Source organism: Mesorhizobium sp. (genome assembly GCF_017306585.1).
In the GTDB taxonomy this organism is placed as follows: domain Bacteria; phylum Pseudomonadota; class Alphaproteobacteria; order Rhizobiales; family Rhizobiaceae; genus Mesorhizobium.
In genome coordinates this window covers 26289-45698 of sequence record NZ_JAFKIC010000108.1, presented here as the reverse complement: position 1 = coordinate 45698, position 19410 = coordinate 26289, and the positions used below count along the sequence as shown (strand labels likewise).

Sequence of the window (19410 nt, the reverse complement as noted above, 5' to 3'; positions counted from 1 at the left end):
TCGTCGCGGCAGGCTTTCAGCCGGTCTGGATCAGCGGTGCGTTGCCCATGGCACCGGAATGCTTGGCAAACCGATAGGGGTCGAAACCCTCGATCTGGGTGGAGGTGCGGCCGTTGAGCGCCAGTTCGGCGACCACCTCGCCGATACCGGGACCGAGCTGGAAGCCATGCCCGGAAAAGCCGAAGGCATGAATCAATCCATCGATGGCGCGGCTCTTGCCCAGGAATGGAAGCGAATCCGGTGACTTGCCCTCGACACCGGCCCAGGTGCGGATGAAATTGCGCCCGCGCAGAAAGGGCAGCACGTCGACGGCGATGCGCGAAGCATCGAACAGGTTCTGCGGAACGTATCTGGCGCGACCCAGATCGAGATCGGCGCGGCCGGGGCCCCGGCCAAACAGCAAATTGCCCCTGCCGATCTGCCTTGCGTAGAAGAAGCGTCCGTTGACAGGGTAATCGACGGTCGACGTCACCACGCGCGCGAATGGCTCACTGACCACCATTTGCGGCGCCATCACGTCGAGTGGAAAGACCTCCGAAAACTGCGCGGCAAGACGCGCCCCCCAGGCGCCGGCGGCATTGACCAGGATCGGCGCGCGCACCCCGGTCCCGGATTCGCTTTCGATCTGGAAGCATCCCCCATCATGGCGAATGGTCCGGACAGCATCATGTTCGCGGATGTCGACGCCCAGCTTGCACGCGGCGATGGCGAAGACCGGCGTGACGAGCCGCGGGTTCGCCGCGCCGTCGCCGGCGACGAAACATCCGCCCAACACCTTGGTGCCGATCCAGGGGAAGCGCCGCGCAACGTCCGCGGCACTCAGCAATTGCGCCCCGACGCCATGGGTCTCGGCCATGCCAGCCCATTGTTCCACGGCCGCCATGTGCTCTGGCCGGTCGCAGATTTCGACATGTCCGGTGATCTCCGTCTCGCAGTTGTCGCCGACGAGTGTTTCGATCTTCTGCCATTGAGCGCGCGCACGCAGGCTGAGCGGCAGTTCAGGCTCGGCGCGGCCATTGGTGCGCAGGCCGCCGAAATTCACGCCGCTGGCCTGAGCGCCGACCGCGCCGCGTTCGAACAGGACGACCCGCGCGCCGCGCCTTGCGAGATAGTAGGCCGAACAGACGCCGGCTATGCCACCGCCAATGACGACGACTTCCGTTTCAAAGGCTTTGGTCATCTGCGTCACTTTTTTCACCGGCAAGCATCCAGGCGTGGACCTGCGGATCGGCCTGGCCGCACGTGCTCCCATAGGAGATCGGTTTGACGGGCCCCTGCCCGCGCAGCTTGCCGACCTGCTCGAGCGGCCGTCCGGTCACCGCCGAAAGCAGTTCGGCCAGCACCGGCCCGCAGACGCGGCCCTGACAGCGTCCCATGCCTGGCCGTGCAAGGGCCTTAAGCCGATTGACCTCGCGCGGTTCGAACCGGGCAATCGCGGCCCGGACCTCACCAAAGCTCACGTTTTCGCAGCGGCACAGGATCGTTTCGTCCGGTGCCTCGTCGATCCAGGCGGCCGGGAACGGGAAGCTCGTTTCAACACCCTTTCGAAAGCCGGCCAGGCGGCCGGAAGCGCGCTCGATCTGGCGCAGCCGCGTTTTCGAAGCTGGCAAGCCGATATCGGCCAGCAACGCCAGCGCCGCGCGCTCGCCGGCGAGTTCGGCGACATCGGCGCCACCGATCGCGCTGCCGTCGCCCGCGACATAGATGCCATTGCCTGCGCGACCCTGGCCGTCATGCGCAATCACCCATTGCCGGTTGTCCGCATCGAAGCGGGTGCGGCACCCCGCGATTTCCGCGAGCTGCATTTCGGGGGTCAGGCCGAAGCCGAGACCGACGGCGTCGCATTGGACAAACTCGTCCCGGCCGCCGGTCGTGAAACGAATGCCCTCGACATTGTCGGCGCCCTCGACCGCGCGCAGGCGTACCCCTTCGCGCAACATGACGCGCTTGCGCGCCAGATAGCGGCGATAGGCAAGGCCGCGCAGCAGCATCTTTGGCGACCGCGCCATCCACGCCGCGCCACGAACCTTGTCGAAATAGGAAGCGGAATCGAGCACCGCCACGACATTGGCGCCGGCCTTGGCGTATTGATAGGCGACGAGATAGAGCAACGGCCCGGTGCCGGCGAAGACCACGGCGCGGCCGATAGAGCAGGCCTGGTTCTTGAGCGCGATCTGTGAGCCGCCGAGGGTGAATACGCCAGGCAAGGTCCATCCCGGGATCGGGATGACCCGGTCCATCGCGCCGGTGCTCAGCACCAGCCGGTCGAATTCCAGCCTGTCCGTGCTGGCGCCATCATGCGTATGCACGGCACCGTCGAAAATGTTCCAGACCAGCGTGTTGGGCCGATAATCGATCTTGCCGGCAAGGGCATCGAACATGCCGTGCAGGCGCACGGCCTTCGGCGCATCCTCACCATAGAGACTGGACGGCGGACGCTCGAAGCCAACGGGCTGTCGCCGGTAGATCTGGCCACCGCTCGCCGGCGCCTCGCTGATGACCGTAAGATTGCGGCATCCGGCCCCGTAGAGGGTTTGCGCTGCCCGTGAACCTGCCGGGCCGGTGCCCACCACGACGATCCGATCGCTGCCGGCCATCATAATGTCGCCTCGCGCGTCAGTACATCCATGCCGTCCCGGACCTGCGTGGTGCAGGCACGAACCCTTTCGCCCGAGCCGAGCGACAGCCAGCAATCCTGGCAGGCGCCCATGTTGCAGAAGCCGGCACGTGGCCCGTCGCCGAATTCGGAATGACGCAGAAGCCGGCCGTGCAGCAGCAAGGCGGTCAGCAGCGTGTCGCCTCGGAGGCAAGCGACACTTTCACCGTCGATGCGGATCGCGACCGGCGTCCTGCCGGTCTCGCCCAAGCGTATGAACTGTCCTGCGCTGTTGCCTGTCATCGGATCATAACTCGAAATTGCCTGGAACCAAGCTAGCGGCCGTTCTGTCGAAGACTTTTCCAAATGACGTGTCGGAACGAACCGATTCTTCCAAAGGTCGACCGCTTGCCGCCTCAGTCTGGCGAAGGGCCACTGGCTTGCCGAAGCGTGTCGAGTTGTTCGTTCAACTGTTTGCGCGCCGATGCGAGATGCTGGTGAAGCGCGTCGAGCCTGGCTTGATCACGATCGACCTCAGCGGAGGCCGCCGCGATCATGCGCCGCGTCTCGGCTGGTGAGGCCGCGCCGGTCGATCGCCGGACCTCGACCGAGCGGCGTGGATCGAGCGCCCAGATGACGGCCTCATGCGACATCTCGACGGTCTGGCCGAGCACTCTTGTGAGCGCGGCAAGCACGTCCTCGTGACCCATCTCGTGGGGTTGCAGGTTACGCTCCAGCGCATCCCTCACCAGGTCCGCCACGACATGATGCGCCTGGCGGAACGACAGGTGCCCCTCACGCACCAGGCAGTCGGCAAGATCGGTGGCGGTCGAGAAGCCGGCAGCGGCGCGCCGCCGCATCGTCTCGACGTCGGGCTCGATCTTTTCGGCGACCAGACGGCTGATCGCCAGCGCATTGCCGGCGAGGCGCAGCGACGGCCAGAGCGGCGCCAGGGAGGAGCGGCCGGTGTCGCCGGCATGGCTGAAATGCCCACCCTTCAAAATTGCGAATGTGGCGTTGAGCCCGCCGATCACCTCGCCGGAACTCGCCTTCAGATATTCAAGCGCGACCGGGTTCTTCTTCTGCGGCATGATGCTCGACGTGCCGGCGATGCTGTCGGGTATGCGGACGAGGCCGAATTCCTGCGTGCCCCAGATGTACATGTCCTGCGCGAACCGCCCCCAATTGGCCGCCATGCCGAGGACGGCGGCGGCTGCCTCCCAGGCATAGTCGCGTGAAGCCACCGCGTCCTGGGCATGGACATGGACGGCGCTGAAACCAAGCAGGTCGGCGACCAGCTGCCTGTCGATCGGGAAGGAGGTGCCCGCGAAGGCGCACGCTCCGAGAGGACACGTATCGGCGGCCAGATAGGCATTGAACAGGCGCGATGCGTCGCGAGCCAGGGCCTGCGCTATGCCCGTCAGATAGAACCCGAACGTGATCGGCTGCGCCGGCTGCATATGTGTGTAGCCGGGCATGAGAACGTCGGCAAAGCTCTGTCCCCGATGCAGCAGAGCGCGACGCAGCGCGATGACTTTGCCCAGGAGATCCAGGACTATCCGCCGCATCGCCAGCCGATCGAGCGTTGCGTTGATGTCGTTGCGGCTGCGCGCGAGATGCAGGCGCCCACCAGCATCCGAGCCAGCGCGCTTCATCAGAACCGCTTCAAAGTTGAAGTAACCGTCCTCCCGCGCCGGATCGCGCGGGATCGCCCCGTCGCCATCACTGCGGATTGCGGACAGCGTCCCGGCCAGACCGCGCGCCACCGCCGGTTCGATCAGACCCATCCTGGCGAGCATCACGAGATGCGCCTCGTTGACCGCGCACAGATCGTCGATGCCGAGAGCAAGCTCCCGTTCGATGCGCGGCCGGAAGACGAGATCGAGGATCTCGGGAGCCAGCGGCTCGGCAAGGCGCGGAGAAACCTTGGATTGCATGATACCGGCCTCAGTAAGGAGTGCCGTCCTTGCGCACGAACCGGCGGCCGCGGCCGTCCGGTATCTGCAGCAGGTCGTCGTCCGGATAGGTCGATACGTTGGCTTCGGCAAAACTCGCCACTTCGACGAAGACGACCGGGGTTTCGCCACGGTTGACGATCTGATGGCCATTGGCTTCGCCCGCGGGAAAGCCGATGGCCTGTCCGGCACGAACGAGTTGCTCCCCCTGGTCCGTGATCAGTGTCGCCTCGCCTTTCAACACAAGGATGAGTTCGTCCTCGTGGCTGTGCCAGACCCTGAGCGATGATGCACAGCCGCTGGGCAACTCGACATGGACAGCCGACAGGCTGGCGAGGCCCGCAAGCGAACCAAGCCGCCGCTTGCGACGTCCTTTGACCGGCTCCTGCAGATGCTGCGGATATGTCGATCTTGTATCCGGCTCGATGGTTTCCGGATCGATCACGCGCGGCGAATTGGACATCATGGCTCCTTCTATGTGCCGGCCTTTGGGCTGGTATCGAAACCGACGATAGGCCACCGGCGGGAGCACAAGTTTCCGTTTCCGTCGCCGCCGAAACTGGTTTCTGTCGCCTTGTCCGGACTCACGACAGAACGTGTCGCGAGGCAAAGCAACCCGGACCTAGTCCGCGACATAGGCGGTCTTGGTCTGGGTGAAGAATTCGATCGCACCGAGCCCCATCTCCTTGGGGCCATAGGCAGAGGCGCCGCGTCCACCGAACGGCACGTGGTAGTCGGAGCCTACGGTCGGCAGGTTGACCATCACCATGCCGCTGTTGCTGGCTCGGATGAAGGCGCGGGCCTTGGCGTGCGATGCGGTGAAAATGCCGGCGCTGAGGCCGAATTCGGTGTCGTTGGCGATCCGCACCGCATCATCGAAATCGATGGCTTCGAACACTGAAAGAACGGGCCCGAACACCTCTTCGCGATTGATGGCCTGTCGCATGTCGCCGTCCAGAAAGATCGCCGGCTCGAAATAGTAGCCGTTCGCCGGCGCCTCGAGCACGCGGCCGCCAAAGGCATGGCGGGCTCCGTCGGAAGGGGCGGCTTCAGCGTAGCGGGAAACGCGACTGAGTTGATCCGCGCTGACCAGCGGGCCGATATCGGAGGCGGCGTCCAACGCGTTGCCGACGCGCAACCTGCTCGCGCGCTCCACCAGCCGCTCGACAAAGGCGTCGTGGACGGCGGCGTCGACGATGACGCGGCTCGACGCCGTGCAGCGCTGCCCGGTCGAATAGAAGGCGCTGCGCACGGCGGCATCCACGGCTTTGTCGAGGTCGGCGTCATCGGCGACCACAAGCGGGTTCTTGCCGCCCAGTTCGAGTTGCAGCCTGGCGCCGCGCGCCACCGCTTGCCCCGCGATCATGCGGCCAACCGCGCCCGAGCCGGTAAAGCTGATGGCATCGACGGCTGGATCGGTGACCAGCGCCGAACCGACCTCGCCGCCACCCATGACCATCTGGAAGACGCCGCGCGGCACGCCGGCTTCGTGCAGGATGCTGGCCAGTTCCCAGGCGATCGCGTTGGTCAGTTCGGATGGTTTGAGGATCACGCAATTGCCATAGGCCAAAGCCGGGGCGGTTTTCCACGCGGGGATCGAGAAGGGAAAATTCCACGGGGTGATCAGCCCCACGATGCCGACCGCTTCGCGCCGGACATCGACATCGACGCCGTTTCGCACGGAGCGCAGGCTTGCGCCGGACAGACGCACCGCCTCACCGGCGAAATACTTGAAAGTATGGGCCGCCTTGGCCACTTCGGCGGCGGCCTCGGGCAAGGTCTTGCCCTCCTCGCGCGACAGCAGCGTCGCCAGTTCCTGCTTGCGCCGGGCAATGGCGTCGCCGGCCCGGTCGAGAATGTCGAAACGCTGTTGCGGGGAGGTCTCTTTCCAATCGGCCAGTGCCTTGCGCGCCGCGGTCACCGCATCGCGAACGTCGGTGGTACTGGCGATGGCAAAGCTGCCGATCAGTTCATTCGTGTCCGACGGATTGCGGCTCTCGCTGCTGTGTTCGGCCGAGCGCCACGCTCCATCGATGTAGTTGTTCCTGACCTGCGGCATGCAAAACCCTCGCTATGGACAGCGGCACGCCGGGATGCGAAGCCGCGCGCCCCTGTATGGCGCCGGCGCGGAAGAATATGCTGTCATTGGCGTGGCGGACCCGAACATCTTCTGCCACGTCATCGGAGGGTTCGGGCGAACCTTGCGTCGGCCGGCGCTAGCGTCACCCCGACACATCGCGCCGATCCGTGCCGATGACGCACTCTCGATAGGAACCGACATGCGCATTGACCTCTTCGAACTCGAACGCAGCCAGTCGATCTGGGAAAATACGGTCGACTACAATCTGACCGAGAGCGGCCTGCATCCGTTCACGATGCGCGAACTGCTCGACGCGCATGAGACCGAAGCGCTGCTCGACCTGCCGCTCGGCTATGGCCATACCGAAGGCGAGCCGGCCCTGCGCGAGGCGATCGCCTCGCTCTATCCCGGTGCGGTCGCCGACAACGTTCTCGTCACCACCGGTTCGTCCGAAGCCAACATGCTGGCGGTGATGAGCCTGCTGGACAGCGGCGACGAAGCCATCATCGTCACGCCCAATTTCATGCAATTGCCCGGGCTGGCGAAGGCGCTCGGGGCAAAGGTCCATGAGGTACCCCTGCGGTTGTCGGGCAATCGCTGGGCCCTCGATCTCGACGAGGTGGCGAACAGGATCACGACACGCACCAGGCTGATTTCGGTCTGCAATCCCAACAACCCGACGGGCGGTGTGCTTTCGGCCGAAGAACGAACGGGCCTGGCAACGCTTGCCGCAAATCATGGCATCGCCCTGCATGCCGATGAAATCTATCGCGGCGCGGAACTCGCCGGCGCGGAAACCGGGACGCTTTTCGCGACCGCGCCAATGACGGTGGTGACAGGCGGCACGGCGAAGGCGATGGCGCTCGCCGGCTTGCGCATCGGCTGGATCGTCTCGTCGCAGGAGATCATCCAGAAGGCGATGCAGCGGCAGGACTACACGACGATCGGCAGCAACGCGCTCGGGCAGCGGATTGCCCTGTTTGCCCTGCAGCCGGAAAAGCGCGCGCGCATCGTGGCCCGCAACCGCCACCTACTCGCGCGCAATCTCGACCAGCTTTCGCAATGGATAGCGCAGCGTAGCGGGATCTTCAGCTGGGTCCCGCCGCAGGCCGGCGCCATGGCCTTCCTGCGCTACGACCTTCCGATTTCATCGGACGATTTCTGCCGCAGGCTGCGCGAGACGCAAAGCGTGTTCGCGGTCGCCGGCAGCTGGTTCGGAATGGAGGGGCATCTTCGCCTCGGCATCGGCGGCGAGCCCGATCATTTCAAGGAAGCGCTGCAGCGGCTCGACCGCTTCCTTCAGGACGAGTTCGGCAAACAGGCCGAGGCGGCGCTGTAAAGCCAGCCGCGCTCACCTCTAAAGCGCGTCGCGTGAAAACGGATTCACACGACGCGCTAGGTCATTGTTTGATGCATGCCGTCGCAAAACCGAGGTCACTTTTGCGCGACATGCATTAGACGACAAGACCCAGTTTCGCGCACACCGCCTTGGCCAGCACGATATCCTGAACGGCAACGCCTGTGAGGTCGACGACGGTGATCGCGTCGTTGGCCCGCCTTTCCAGTCCTTGCGCCGCGATGATCTCCCCCAGTTCCACAATACGCTCCGGCGAAATCAGGCCCTGGGCGATCGCGTGATGGATTTCGCCGCGCTCGAAACATTGCGAGCGGCTGTCGGCGACGACACATGTCGCTCGGCCGAGCACGGCAGCATCGATTTCGGACTTCTCGGGTGTGTCGGTCCCCATCGCGACGATATGGGTTCCGGGACGGATGTAGGGCGCCATCAGGAATGGATCCCTGGAGGCTGTCGTCGTGACGATGAGACCGGCAAGAGCCGCGAGTTCCCGAGGCGACGCAACGGCTCGCGCATCGTAGCCGAGGGCGGCGATGTCGGCGGCACAACGCGCCGCCTTTTCGGCGTTGCGCGCCCACACGACCAATGTTCTGCACGACGTCACCTCACGCAGGTATTGCGCCTGCAGCCGAGCCTGGCTGCCCGAACCGCAAATGCCGATGCATTGGAGATCGTCCGGCATCAGCCACTTGGCGGCGACCGCACCGGCGGCGGCGGTGCGGATGTCGGTGAGATGACCTTCGTCTTGCAATATGGCCACAAGCGCGCCGGTGCGGGCGCTGAAAACCAACACGACCCCTCCTGACGAAGGCAGGCCGATTGTCGTGTTCTCATAGAAGCCGGTCGCTATCTTGATGACGAAGACACTATCGCCCCCGATAGCGCCATATTTGATATGCATCTCGCCCGGCGGCTGTTCGAACAGCAACTCGCCGACGGGCGGGACCGCCACCAGCCCCCGGGAATAGAGATCGAACGCTGTCTCCATCTCGGCTACGACATCGATGCCGCAGAGCGCGCTCATGATCTGGGAAGATTGAAAACAGCCGTCATCGCAGCCTCAGCGTCTACAGGATGGAACCCGGCTGAGGATTGTAACCGCCTGTCGCGGGATCTTCTGTCGAATATCTCCAAGCCATGGAATATCCCTGCGAAGGCGACAGCGCCGACAAGGCAGCTCGACAGGTCGTTATCCTGTGCCGTGGTGACTGCCAACAACGTTGCTAACTAGTCACGGCCGCGCGGCGGCTTCCGTGACCGGGCCTGGATAGCAAGCCCAACGGCACCCAACAGAAAGCCGAACCCGATCAAAGCGGGTGCACCGTCGATGTCATAGTGGACCGATAAGCCCAAGGCGAACAGCGTGGCAACGAGAAGCAGCGCAAGCTGCGGGAGGTGACGATTCACGGTGGAACTCCGGCGGTCTAACCGCCGGGCCGTCCCGGACATTTTCACTCGCACAGAGTGGAGGACGTGGCCTCTGGTGAAAGGCTACGTTCTATAGTCCTTCTGGTCAATATTCAGCGCAGGTCTCGCGATCACGGTCCGCCGCTTGGTCTGGCTTCCGCCATATGACCACTTGGAGCAGGCAATCGTGGACCACAGGGCAAGGAAGAACGCCTCGCTATCCGTGCCCTCTCCACGCGCTGATTGTTCCCAGCGGCTGCATATTAATCACAACGATTTACAGGAAGGGCCAATGGTACCGTTGGCTGGGATCGTCTTCGGCCCTATGCCACTGTTTCTATTTTCTTTTTCCCGGTGTTCATGACCGATTTTGTATCACAATAGGTATCACAATACGTAACACATTTATCGCTGCGTCGTGAGCGCAACCAGAGGTACGCAGTCGAAGCGCCGAGCTAAATGCACTCTTATCGTCTGGCGAACTGCGAGTCGCCAGGAACTAGTGAATGACCGAAATGAGCCATGTATGGACGGCTCGCGTTGGCAAGGGTTCTATTTAAGCTCCCTGCAGTTGCTGGTTGGTGCTGCCATATATCGACCTGTAGGTGCGGCTTTTCATATGCCGCTAGCCACAATGCCATTCGCGCGGCTCGGGTCCCAATCGAAAGCAGACTCAAGTCCATGCCCTAAGACCTCCGGATGGCTATGGCAGTCCGCATATGTCGATGGCAACCTTTCCAAATTGACGTCCAGATTCGAGGCGATCCAGGGCGGAATGAACGTCCGAAAGGTCGTAGGTACTATCGATGACCGGTTTGATCTGGTGATGGTCGACAAATTGCAACAAATCATGGAACTCGCCAAGGGTTCCCAGTGTTGAGCCGAGAATCCGCAACTGCCTGATAAATATCCTGCGAAGGTCAGCGCCGGGCTGGTCACCTGACGTCGCGCCACAGGTTACCAGTCTCCCTCCCCGGACCAGTGATCGCAGAGCGTGCGACCAAACTGCCTCGCCGACATTCTCAATCACTACGTCGACCCCGCGCTTGTCCGTAATTTCGAGCACTTTTCGGCTCACATCCTCCCGTTCGCCGTTGATTCCGTAGTCTGCGCCGAGGTCTGCTGCCCTTGCGAGTTTCGCCTCGTCTCGCGATGTCACAATTACTTGCCCGCCCATTGCCTTTATCAACTGCAGCGCCGCTAATGACACTCCTCCGCCAATTCCGAAGATCAAGGCGGTTTCCCAGGGTTTCATTTCCGCCTTCGAAAAGACCATGCGCCATGCAGTCAGGAAGTTAACGCCCAGTGCCGCTGATTGAACAAAATTCCACCCCTCTGGCATAGGGAAGACATTGCGGGCGGGAACGCTCACAAACTCAGCGAAGACGCCGTCGCGGTGTTCCCCAAGATAGGATGCGCTGGTGCACAAGACCTGATCTCCAGCGACGCAAAACTCGCAGCGCCCGCAGAAAATTAGCGGATGAACGATCACACGTTGGCCAACACAGATCCGCTTCTCGTTATTCTCAATGGCGATTGCCGTCCCTGCACCGTCGAGCCCCATTACCTGCGGCAACCGATGCGTAATTCCAGCGCCACTGTCGCGCATGTACAAATCAACTCGGTTTACAGTGGCTGCATGCAAGCGGATCAAAACCTCGTCCGCACCCCGGACCGGATCGGGAAAATCGCCGACCTTCACCACCTCATTCCCACCATGACCAGCGATGTAGGCCGCTTGCATTGATGTTCCCTTCGGATCGGAAATTGAACTCCACTCTATAACCGCCCCGGTAAACGGCAGTCGCTCAGTGCAGCTTCAACCTCGGTCGGACGACTTGGTTGACGTGTCCGACCAGTATCAGCGCCAAGCCCTTTATCCACCCATGAATAGCCAGCAAATGCATGCGATAGAGCGACATGTAGACCATTCTGGCCAGCCTCCCTTCAACCGCCATACGACCACCGACCAAACTCCCCATCAGATTGCCAACCGTCGAGAACCGGCTCAGCGAGACCAGAGACCCCCTGTCACGGTAGACAAACTGTTCAAGGGGTTCCTTCGCGAGCAGGCTGAGGATATTGCGATACACGGTCGATGCCATCTGATGTGCCGCCTGAGCTCTTGGCGGCACTGGCCGCTCTTGACCCACCTGCCTTAAGAAGCAGCAGTCTCCGAGTGCGAAAACCCGCTCGTCGTATGTCGTCTGGAGTGTTGGAAGGACAGCGAGCTGACCACTGGGGACCACCTCCAGTCCATCCATGTGACGCAAGATATCCGGTCCCCGCACCCCTGCGGCCCAAACGCTGATGTCCGATCTGATCTCTTCCCCGCTTCCGGTCCTCATCCCTGTCGCGGTCGCCTCTTTGACAACCGTGTTGGGAAGGACCCTGACCCCAAGGATCTCGAGTTCCTTGTGAGCTGCGGCCGCGACGGCATCCGGCAGCGCTGGCAGAATTCGCGGACCAGCTTCGATCAGCGAAACCCTGAGACGGCTCTCATCAAAGACTTCGAGACCATAATGCTTGAGCGCCGATGCGGAGTTGTAAAGCTCGGCGGCCAGCTCGACGCCCGTGGCGCCGGCTCCCACGATGGCGATATCGACGAAAGCTTCCGACGATGGGGCAGCCGACATCGTTCTGGAAACCCGAAGGCAGTGGTTGAGCAACTTGAGCCGGAAGCGATCCGCCTGGATGCGGTTCTCGAGGAAGAGACAATTCTCCTTGACGCCCGGAGTGCCAAAGTCGTTCGAGACGGATCCTATCGCGATAACGAGATAGTCGTAGCGAACGCAGTGCCGGCCGATCAATTCTGACCCATCCTCATCGAGGATCGGAGCGATGACGACCTGGCGCGCCGCCCTATCTACGGATTCCAGCGAGCCGTAGAAGAACCGGTAGCCCCATCGAGGGCCGTGGCTGCGATAGCCGATTTCATCCAGGTTAGCGTCCAGCGAACCTGCCGCGACCTCATGGAGCAAAGGCTTCCAGATGTGCGTGTGGTTTTGTTCGATGAGTATGACATCGAATGCCTCGCGCCCGAGCTTTGCCCTAAGCCGTCGCACCAGTGCGAGGCCGCCGGCCCCACCGCCAACCACCACAATTTGGGTCTTCATTCCATCCCCCACTGGACGCTTCGCCGCTCGCTGACCTTGGCCAGGCGCCCAAGGCACATTTCACCCGCTCGGGTCCCGTGCAGGTCTTGCCTAGGACCCGGCTCTCACTTCGGAAAGGATCGGCAGCAGGTATTGGCGGAACTTGGTATAGTCCTCGGTGACCGGGAAATGCCCCAGGTCCTTCATCGCCCAGAATTTCGATCCCTTGACGAGGTCGGCCAGCGCTTGCGTCTCCTTCGGAGAAGTGTTGGGATCATACTCACCGGTAAGCATGTAGAGCATGCATTTCGACGTATCGATGGCTCTGGCTTCATCGTCGGACATGTTGTGATCATAATAATAGTAGTAGAGGTCCCCGGCGAAAATGCCCGGACCGCCGCAGCTATATTCCCACTGGATTTCGCGAACATTCGCCTCTGGGGAATAGGGCGAAATATTGAGCATCATGGCTGCGCCAATGGAGGTGCGATTGACATTCGGATTGTCGAATTCGTTGCGGATGCCAGCCATGCCGACATCGACATATTCCGTTGCCGAGCGTAGCGCGCCTTCTACCGCGATCGTGGCGCGGTAGCGCTCCGGGAAATTGGATGCCAGATCAACGGCAAGGTGACCACCCATCGAACTGCCCAAATACACCGGCCGCTCGAGCCCGAGTGCGTCCGACAAGGCGTTGGGGAAGGCCATCATCCTGGCCTTGGTCATGTTGTATTCCTGCTCCCACCAGCGCGCACCATGTGGCGGCAGGGACTTGCCGTGATAAGGCAGGTCCATCGCAATAACGCGATAGTTGCTCGTGACGTCCCCATCGCACAGCATGTGGCGGTACTGGCGCCCATCGGAGCCGGCGGTGTGACCGACGATCAGGGGAATGCCCTGGCCGGCTTCCTCGTAATAGACGCGGTATTCGATGCCCTCCACCGTCAGATAAACGTAGCGGCCCGTGATCGGATCATGCCTGGTCATGTCCGGCCCTCCCGTTTCTCAGATCGCGCAGAAGCGTAGTCATGCGGTTGAGCCCCGGCAGGTACGCGAACGTCTCATTGCTGACGCTGAGCTTCATCCCGTGCTTTACGGCCGCGGATTGAATGCATTGATAGAATGGGCGCGGCTTGGGCTTGAGGAGTTCATCCCATTGATCGGGGGTACCCTCAACGACGATCTTGCATTCCTGATCGGAGAGACCTCGACCGTCAGCAATCCCGGCAAGGGCACCATCGGCGAAGTTGAGCGCCCAAGTCTCATCGCCGAAGGCCAACTTTACTATCCCTGTCAGATACCGGGTCTCCCGGGTAAATTCGAAATCCCGTCTTGCAGTCTCGATGAACGCCTTCTGGTCCGGCAGCATTCTCGTTCTCCATTGTTATGTTTGGGAGTTCGGCGCGCTGACAGCTGGCGAACCAGCCTGTGGCGCCGTCCCTGATCGCTGCCCTATGGAGCCGGTGGCGGACCCTCTTGGTATCGCGGCACGGTCGGGTCGTCCGCGAGCCATGGCAGATCGTGCGACATCCATACGTTCATCGTGACGCGGACGCCTGGATCATCGTCCAGCGTGGCGGCGCGCAGCACCACAAAGGGGCGGTCCGGGTATTCAGCGTAGATATGTGAGCCGCAGCCTGAGCAGAAGTGCCTGAATTTTCCGGGCATGGATTGATAGGAAGTCAGCCTGTCGGCGCCCGCTGTCAGCTGGAAATTCTCACGATTCACACGCGCGGCGGTATTGCGCTGGGCGGCATGGGTCTTGCGACAGGTCCGGCAATGACAGTGCCACAAGCCGCCTTCGATTGCCGAGACCTCATACTGTACTTGCCCGCAATGGCATTTGCCTTTCAGCATATCGTCACCTCCTTGGCCTCGGCTGCCGCCGTGCCTGTCCAGTTTGTCACGCGTCAGGCGATTGCGCCGAGGCAGACGTATTTCATCGTCAGATAGTCATCGAGCCCGTGACGGGACCCTTCGCGTCCGAAGCCCGATTGTTTGACCCCGCCGAAGGGTGCGACCTCGGTCGAAATCAGCCCGGTGTTGACGCCGACCATGCCGTATTCGAGCGCTTCCGCGATCTTCCAGATCTGGCTGAGATCTCTGGCGAAGAAGTAGGCGGCCAATCCAAACTCGGTGTCGTTGGCAAGCCTGACGACCTCCTCGGTCGTCTCGAACCGGAAAATGGGCGCAAGCGGAGCGAACGTCTCCTCGCGCGCCACAAGCATGGTCGAAGTCACCCCGGTCAAAACTGTCGGCTCGACAAACGTGCCACCCAGCGAATGGCGCTGTCCGCCGGCAACGACCCTGGCTCCTTTGCCGACGGCATCGTCGAGATGTTCCTGCCATTTGCCGACGGCCTTTTCGTTGATGAGCGGACCGATCGCCACGGATGGAGCGAAACCGTCACCGACTTCAAGAGAGGCGACCCTCTCGGTCAGGCGTGCCACGAATGCATCGTGGATGCCGGCCTGCACATAGATGCGATTGGCGCAGACACATGTCTGGCCGGCATTGCGGTATTTCGACTGCATGGCCCCTTCGACCGCTGCTTCAAGATCCGCATCGTCGAAGACGATGAAGGGCGCATTGCCTCCCAATTCCATCGACAATCTGAGCACCTTCTCGGCGGCCTGGGCGATCAGCTTGCGGCCGACCTGCGTCGAGCCGGTGAAGGTGAGCTTGCGCACGAGGTCGTTGGCGCAGACCTCGCGGCCGAAGGTGGCGGCGCCTGTTGTCGGCACGACGCTGAACAATGCCAGCGGTATGCCGGCCCGCTCCGCGAGGGCCGCCAATGCCAGGGCGGAGAGCGGCGTCTCGGCGGCGGGCTGCCTGAGTACGACAATGCGCTTGTCCGGCTGGTGACCCGGAATGACGTCGCCATAGACGCGCTTCGCTTCCTCGGCATACCACTCAATGTAGCCGGCACCGTAGGCAATCTCGCCCTTGGCCTCAGTCAGCGGCTTGCCCATCTCCGCCGTCAGGATCGCGGCAAGATCGGACTGGTTGGTCATGATCAAATCATGGAGCCGTCGCAACTTGCCAGCGCGATCCCTCGCGGCAAGCGCTGCCCAAGTTTTCTGTGCGGCGTGGGCGGTCTCGATTGCGCGGCGTATCTCGCCAACGCCACAATCCGGTAAGGTGGCCAGCCTTTCACCGGTCGCCGGATTGTGGACATCGAAGGTGGCGCTGCTGTCAGCTGCGCCCAGCCATGCGCCGGCGACCGCTCCCGCCTCCCGGATGAGTGTTTTGTCGGCGAGCCTGTCGAGCAGCGATGATGCTACGGCCATGACGATCTCTCGATACCGATTCAGATCTGGTTGCGGATTTGCGGAATGCGGGCGTAGATCGCTACCATCGGCACGATGATGAGGCCGATCACCGCCTGCTGCCCGGCATAGCCAAGGCCAAATCCCACCAGCAGCGAGGTCAGCACCGTCAGCACCAGCGCGCCAAGCACCGTCGCGCCATATCCGCCGGAGCCACCGAGCAGCGACGTGCCACCGATGACCACCGCCGCCACCGTGCTGAAGAGGTAGGGATCGCCGACGCCGACGAAGCCACCGCCTGAGAAGCCCAAAAGCAGGACGCCGGTGAGGGCCGCCATGCCACCTGATATGCCATGGACCGTGACCCAGGTGCGCAGTTCAGAAATGCGCAACCGGGCGGCGGCAATGCGGCTGCCGCCCAGCGCATAGACGCCGCGCCCGAACCAGGTGTTGCGCATCACCCAGATTAACGTGACGGTTAGCACCAGCCAGATGACCACCACAGGCGGGATCGGTAGTCCGAAGGTCTTGCCGTTGAAGGCGGCCAGGTTCGTCAGCCATTTCGGCACCGGGGCGAAGCTGGTGCCGCCAAAGGCGGAGTTGAGAGAGGTGTAGATTTCGGCTGCCCCCTGGACCGCGAAGCCAACGCCGAGCGACATGATCAGGGCCTGACCCTGTAGCCGAAAACTCAGAAGACCGTTGGCGCAGCCCGCCGCTATGCCAAGCAGCACGATGAGAATAATGGCCAGTGACGGCGGCAGTCCGTTGTTCATCAGTTTAGGCAGCAGGATGTTCGCCGAGCCGATCACAAACGGGATCGACAGGTCCAGCCCGCCGAGCAGCGCGACCAGGGTCTGTCCCAATGCTGCCAGCCCAAGAAAAGCCGCCAGAAGAAGTATGGAGCGCGCGTTCTGGACGGACAGGAAACCGCTGACCGTCAATGCACCGAAGACAACCAGCAGGATCAGCAGACTAATGCCGACAAAGATCGATCGGTTCTCGCGAAAATTGTCCGCCAGCATGCCGCCCGTACCTTTCGAAGCTGTGGAACCGGTTGGAATCGCAACCATCATGGGTCTCCTATCGGGTGGACATCCGGTTGGCGGTCAGCGCGTTGGCCAGCAGCGAGACGACGAGGATCAGTCCGAAAGCAAGCTTGGTCGCGGCGCCCGAAATCATCTCGAAATGGAAGGTCGCGAGAAGATTGGCGACCAGGAACATGTTGAGTGCGCCGAGCACGGACCCGACAGCGCCGCCGCGTCCTCCGGAAAGGCTGGCGCCGCCCAGGACGAGAGCCGTGACCGCCTGCAGCGTATAATTTGCGCCTTGTGTCGGATCGCCCGAAGCGATCAGGCCAGTGTAGCAGACTGCGGCCAGCCCGGCGAATACGCCGCCCAGCAGATGGGCGCCGATCCGAACCTTCTCGGTCGCGACGCCTGACGTATAGGCCATACGCTCGTCAGCACCGGTGAGGCGCACATGGCCATGCAGCGTGCTGCGCCAGAAGACCGCCCACAGGAGCAGCGCCGCGATCACGACGAACGTCACCGGCGAAAGCAGGCTGCGGCCGGCACCCCAGGCCATCATCCAGTCTGGCGCAAGACCGCCGGCGCGCGGCATGATGAGCAGATTGACGCCGGTCAACACCAGGTAGCTCGACAGGCTGACGATGATGGGCGCCACCCGGACATAGAGGATTACCAGTGCCTGCAATAGTTGAAAGGCAGCCCCCAGCCCCATGGCCCAGGCGAAGATCGCCAGCGGATGCGTGAACCCGCCCTGGGTGAGCCAGGCAACGAGCGTCACGTTGACGAAGCCCATGAGCGGCCCGATGGAGAGATCGACGGAGCCGCGGCCAACCATGACAATGGGCGTAAGCGCCAGGGTGCACAGGATGAGAGGTGCCGCGACAATGACGGCGCCCGCCAAGCCTGTGCCGGTAAACAGATTGGGGCTGCGCATGGCGGCAAGTATCGTCAGCACGATGAACAGGCCGAGTGGAACCGCGAGATAGCCGTAATGCGCCAGAACGCGCCGGTTCGCTGCCCGGTTCATGATGCAACATCCTTTGCAACGAATGAAACATGCTGGCTGCGGTCTTGCCCGAACATGGCGGCGAGGATCTCATCCTCATCGAGCATATTCCCCTTCAGCGATCGGAAGATTGTGTTGCCGACGAACACATCCACGCGGTCGGCGAAACCGAGAAACTCCTCGATCTCGCTCGAGAGATAGATCACCGCGCCGCCCTGGTCGGCGAAGAGCCGCAACTCGGCATAGAGGTCGCGCTTGGTTCCAAGGTCGACGCCGCGCGCGGGATCGTTAAGCACGATCACCTTGGGCCGGCGCGCAAAAGCCCTGCCGATGAGAATCTTCTGCTGGTTGCCGCCGGACAATGAAGTGATCTTGTTGGACGGCCGGCCGATCTTGATGCGAAACCGGCTCACTTCCTGCTGGAACATCTGGCCGAGCGACGAACGGCGAATAATGCCAAGACTGGAAAGGTTCTGACTGTAGGCGCCAATGGCAAGGTTTTCGAAAATGCTCTGGTCCGGAAAGATGCCTTCGCGCTTGCGGTCCCCCGAGACATAGGCGACGCCCAATTTCTCGGCCGCGGCCAGACAGTCAAGCACTTCGACGCCTGCCGGGGTTCTGACTTTCGGCATGCCGGAGGCGGGAGCGGCAATGCCGGCGAGGACGCGAACAAACGCGTCATGTCCCTGACCGTCGAGACCCGTGATACCAACGATCTGACCTGGCTCGATAGAGAACGAGAAATCAGGAGAGCCGGCCGAAAGCCGCAGCGTATCCGCTTGGATAACCGGCGGCACGGCGCCTTTCCGCGGCAGCCGCACAACCTCCTTGGAAACAGCCACATGCCGGTCGGCTGGCGTCATCATGGCGAGCAGATTTTCCTCGGTGATATCCTGCTTTCCAATCATGCCGACCACCTCGCCATCACGAAGGATGGTGGCGCGATCGGCGATGCGGACGAGTTCGGCGATCCGGTGCGTCACGATCAGTATGGTCGACCCGGCATTGCGCAAATCGTTGATGGCCTCGTGCAGCCGTACCGTCGCGGCAAGGTCGAGCGCCGCCGACGATTCATCCAGGATGAGAATTTTGGGCCGCCGCAGGATCGCACGGGCAATGACGATCCACTGCTTCATGCTGAGTGGCAGGCTGCCGACCTGGGCACCGAGATCGACCGGCTCCCCCGCGAAGCGTTGCATCAGGGCGGCAGCTTCGCCTACCCGGTCCGCTCGCGACTGCTTTAGGCCCAACAACCGGTCACGACCGACATAGAGATTGTCGAGAATGCTGGCCTCGTCGGCGACGAGAACTTCCTGGAAGATCGTCGCGAGGCCGGCGTCACAAGCTTCGATCGGATTGCGGGGTCTGCGGCCGAGGATTTCGACATCGCCTTGATCCGGGAGCAGCACGCCCGACATGATCTTGGCCATCGTGCTCTTGCCGGAACCATTCTCGCCGACGATGGCATGGACCTCACCGGCCCTGGCCTCGAAGTCGACCGAGCGAAGGGCGCGGGTCTCGCCGAACGACTTCGACACGCCCTTGAGGCGGATCGTGATCTCATTCTGCGGTGTCATGGCGCTCTCCTCCTGCGCTCCGGGAAAACACGGCTGGCTG

General features: G+C 62.4%; 17 protein-coding genes. 1 reads left to right on the top strand and 16 read right to left on the bottom strand.

All coding sequences use genetic code 11. The annotated features are described in order from the left end of the window. Window positions 1-16: 16 nt before the first annotated feature. From J0I79_RS05035 to J0I79_RS05010, 6 genes are all read right to left on the bottom strand, one after another. Entirely contained in the window at window positions 17-1180 is a 1164-nt protein-coding gene (locus tag J0I79_RS05035) for an FAD-binding oxidoreductase (protein ID WP_292855508.1), read from the bottom strand. Beyond that, window positions 1164-2597: an FAD/NAD(P)-binding oxidoreductase gene (locus tag J0I79_RS05030; protein WP_292855507.1), complete on the bottom strand. Its 1434-nt coding sequence runs from the start codon at window positions 2595-2597 to the stop codon at window positions 1164-1166. Before J0I79_RS05030 ends, J0I79_RS05035 begins: the two co-directional genes overlap by 17 nt. Further along, a complete protein-coding gene (locus J0I79_RS05025; protein ID WP_292855506.1) occupies window positions 2597-2899 on the bottom strand; it encodes a (2Fe-2S)-binding protein in 303 nt (100 codons plus the stop codon). The genes J0I79_RS05030 and J0I79_RS05025 overlap by 1 nt, the downstream gene beginning before the upstream one ends. A gap of 113 nt (window positions 2900-3012) precedes the next feature. After that, window positions 3013-4533 carry an argininosuccinate lyase gene (gene argH, locus J0I79_RS05020; protein ID WP_292855505.1) on the bottom strand — a complete coding sequence of 507 codons (1521 nt, stop codon included), beginning with the start codon at window positions 4531-4533 and terminating at the stop codon, window positions 3013-3015. Window positions 4534-4543: 10 nt separating this feature from the next. Then, a complete protein-coding gene (locus J0I79_RS05015) occupies window positions 4544-5014 on the bottom strand; it encodes a cupin domain-containing protein (protein ID WP_292855504.1) in 471 nt (156 codons plus the stop codon). A 159-nt stretch (window positions 5015-5173) separates the two neighbouring features. After that, a complete protein-coding gene (locus J0I79_RS05010; RefSeq protein WP_292855503.1) occupies window positions 5174-6610 on the bottom strand; it encodes an aldehyde dehydrogenase family protein in 1437 nt (478 codons plus the stop codon). Between the two features lie 220 nt (window positions 6611-6830). Between J0I79_RS05010 and J0I79_RS05005 the strand changes: the two genes are divergently transcribed. Next, on the top strand, window positions 6831-7970 hold the full coding sequence (locus tag J0I79_RS05005) for an aminotransferase class I/II-fold pyridoxal phosphate-dependent enzyme (protein WP_292855502.1): 1140 nt from the start codon (window positions 6831-6833) through the stop codon (window positions 7968-7970). A gap of 115 nt (window positions 7971-8085) precedes the next feature. Here J0I79_RS05005 and J0I79_RS05000 read toward each other — a convergent pair whose 3' ends face one another. The 10 genes from J0I79_RS05000 to J0I79_RS04955 all read right to left on the bottom strand — a co-directional run bounded on the left by J0I79_RS05000 (window position 8086) and on the right by J0I79_RS04955 (window position 19370). Continuing rightward, window positions 8086-9012 carry an ornithine cyclodeaminase family protein gene (locus J0I79_RS05000; RefSeq protein ID WP_292855501.1) on the bottom strand — a complete coding sequence of 309 codons (927 nt, stop codon included), beginning with the start codon at window positions 9010-9012 and terminating at the stop codon, window positions 8086-8088. A gap of 1086 nt (window positions 9013-10098) precedes the next feature. Further along, window positions 10099-11139 (bottom strand): zinc-binding dehydrogenase, encoded by a 1041-nt coding sequence (locus tag J0I79_RS04995; RefSeq protein ID WP_292855500.1) that lies wholly within the window; start codon window positions 11137-11139, stop codon window positions 10099-10101. Window positions 11140-11203: 64 nt separating this feature from the next. After that, window positions 11204-12511, bottom strand: coding sequence for an NAD(P)/FAD-dependent oxidoreductase (locus J0I79_RS04990; RefSeq protein WP_292855499.1), 1308 nt, complete (start codon window positions 12509-12511; stop codon window positions 11204-11206). Between the two features lie 90 nt (window positions 12512-12601). Next, complete coding sequence (locus J0I79_RS04985; protein ID WP_292855498.1) at window positions 12602-13477, bottom strand: alpha/beta hydrolase; 876 nt, start codon at window positions 13475-13477, stop codon at window positions 12602-12604. After that, entirely contained in the window at window positions 13464-13859 is a 396-nt protein-coding gene (locus J0I79_RS04980; protein ID WP_292855497.1) for a hypothetical protein, read from the bottom strand. Before J0I79_RS04980 ends, J0I79_RS04985 begins: the two co-directional genes overlap by 14 nt. Window positions 13860-13942: 83 nt before the next feature. Next, window positions 13943-14347 (bottom strand): GFA family protein, encoded by a 405-nt coding sequence (locus J0I79_RS04975; protein WP_292855496.1) that lies wholly within the window; start codon window positions 14345-14347, stop codon window positions 13943-13945. A 53-nt stretch (window positions 14348-14400) separates the two neighbouring features. Further along, complete coding sequence (locus J0I79_RS04970) at window positions 14401-15780, bottom strand: NAD-dependent succinate-semialdehyde dehydrogenase (protein WP_292855495.1); 1380 nt, start codon at window positions 15778-15780, stop codon at window positions 14401-14403. Window positions 15781-15800: 20 nt separating this feature from the next. Beyond that, complete coding sequence (locus tag J0I79_RS04965; RefSeq protein WP_366013812.1) at window positions 15801-16781, bottom strand: ABC transporter permease; 981 nt, start codon at window positions 16779-16781, stop codon at window positions 15801-15803. A gap of 58 nt (window positions 16782-16839) precedes the next feature. Beyond that, complete coding sequence (locus J0I79_RS04960) at window positions 16840-17814, bottom strand: ABC transporter permease (protein ID WP_292855493.1); 975 nt, start codon at window positions 17812-17814, stop codon at window positions 16840-16842. Further along, a complete protein-coding gene (locus tag J0I79_RS04955) occupies window positions 17811-19370 on the bottom strand; it encodes a sugar ABC transporter ATP-binding protein (RefSeq protein WP_292855492.1) in 1560 nt (519 codons plus the stop codon). Before J0I79_RS04955 ends, J0I79_RS04960 begins: the two co-directional genes overlap by 4 nt. Window positions 19371-19410: the final 40 nt, after the last annotated feature.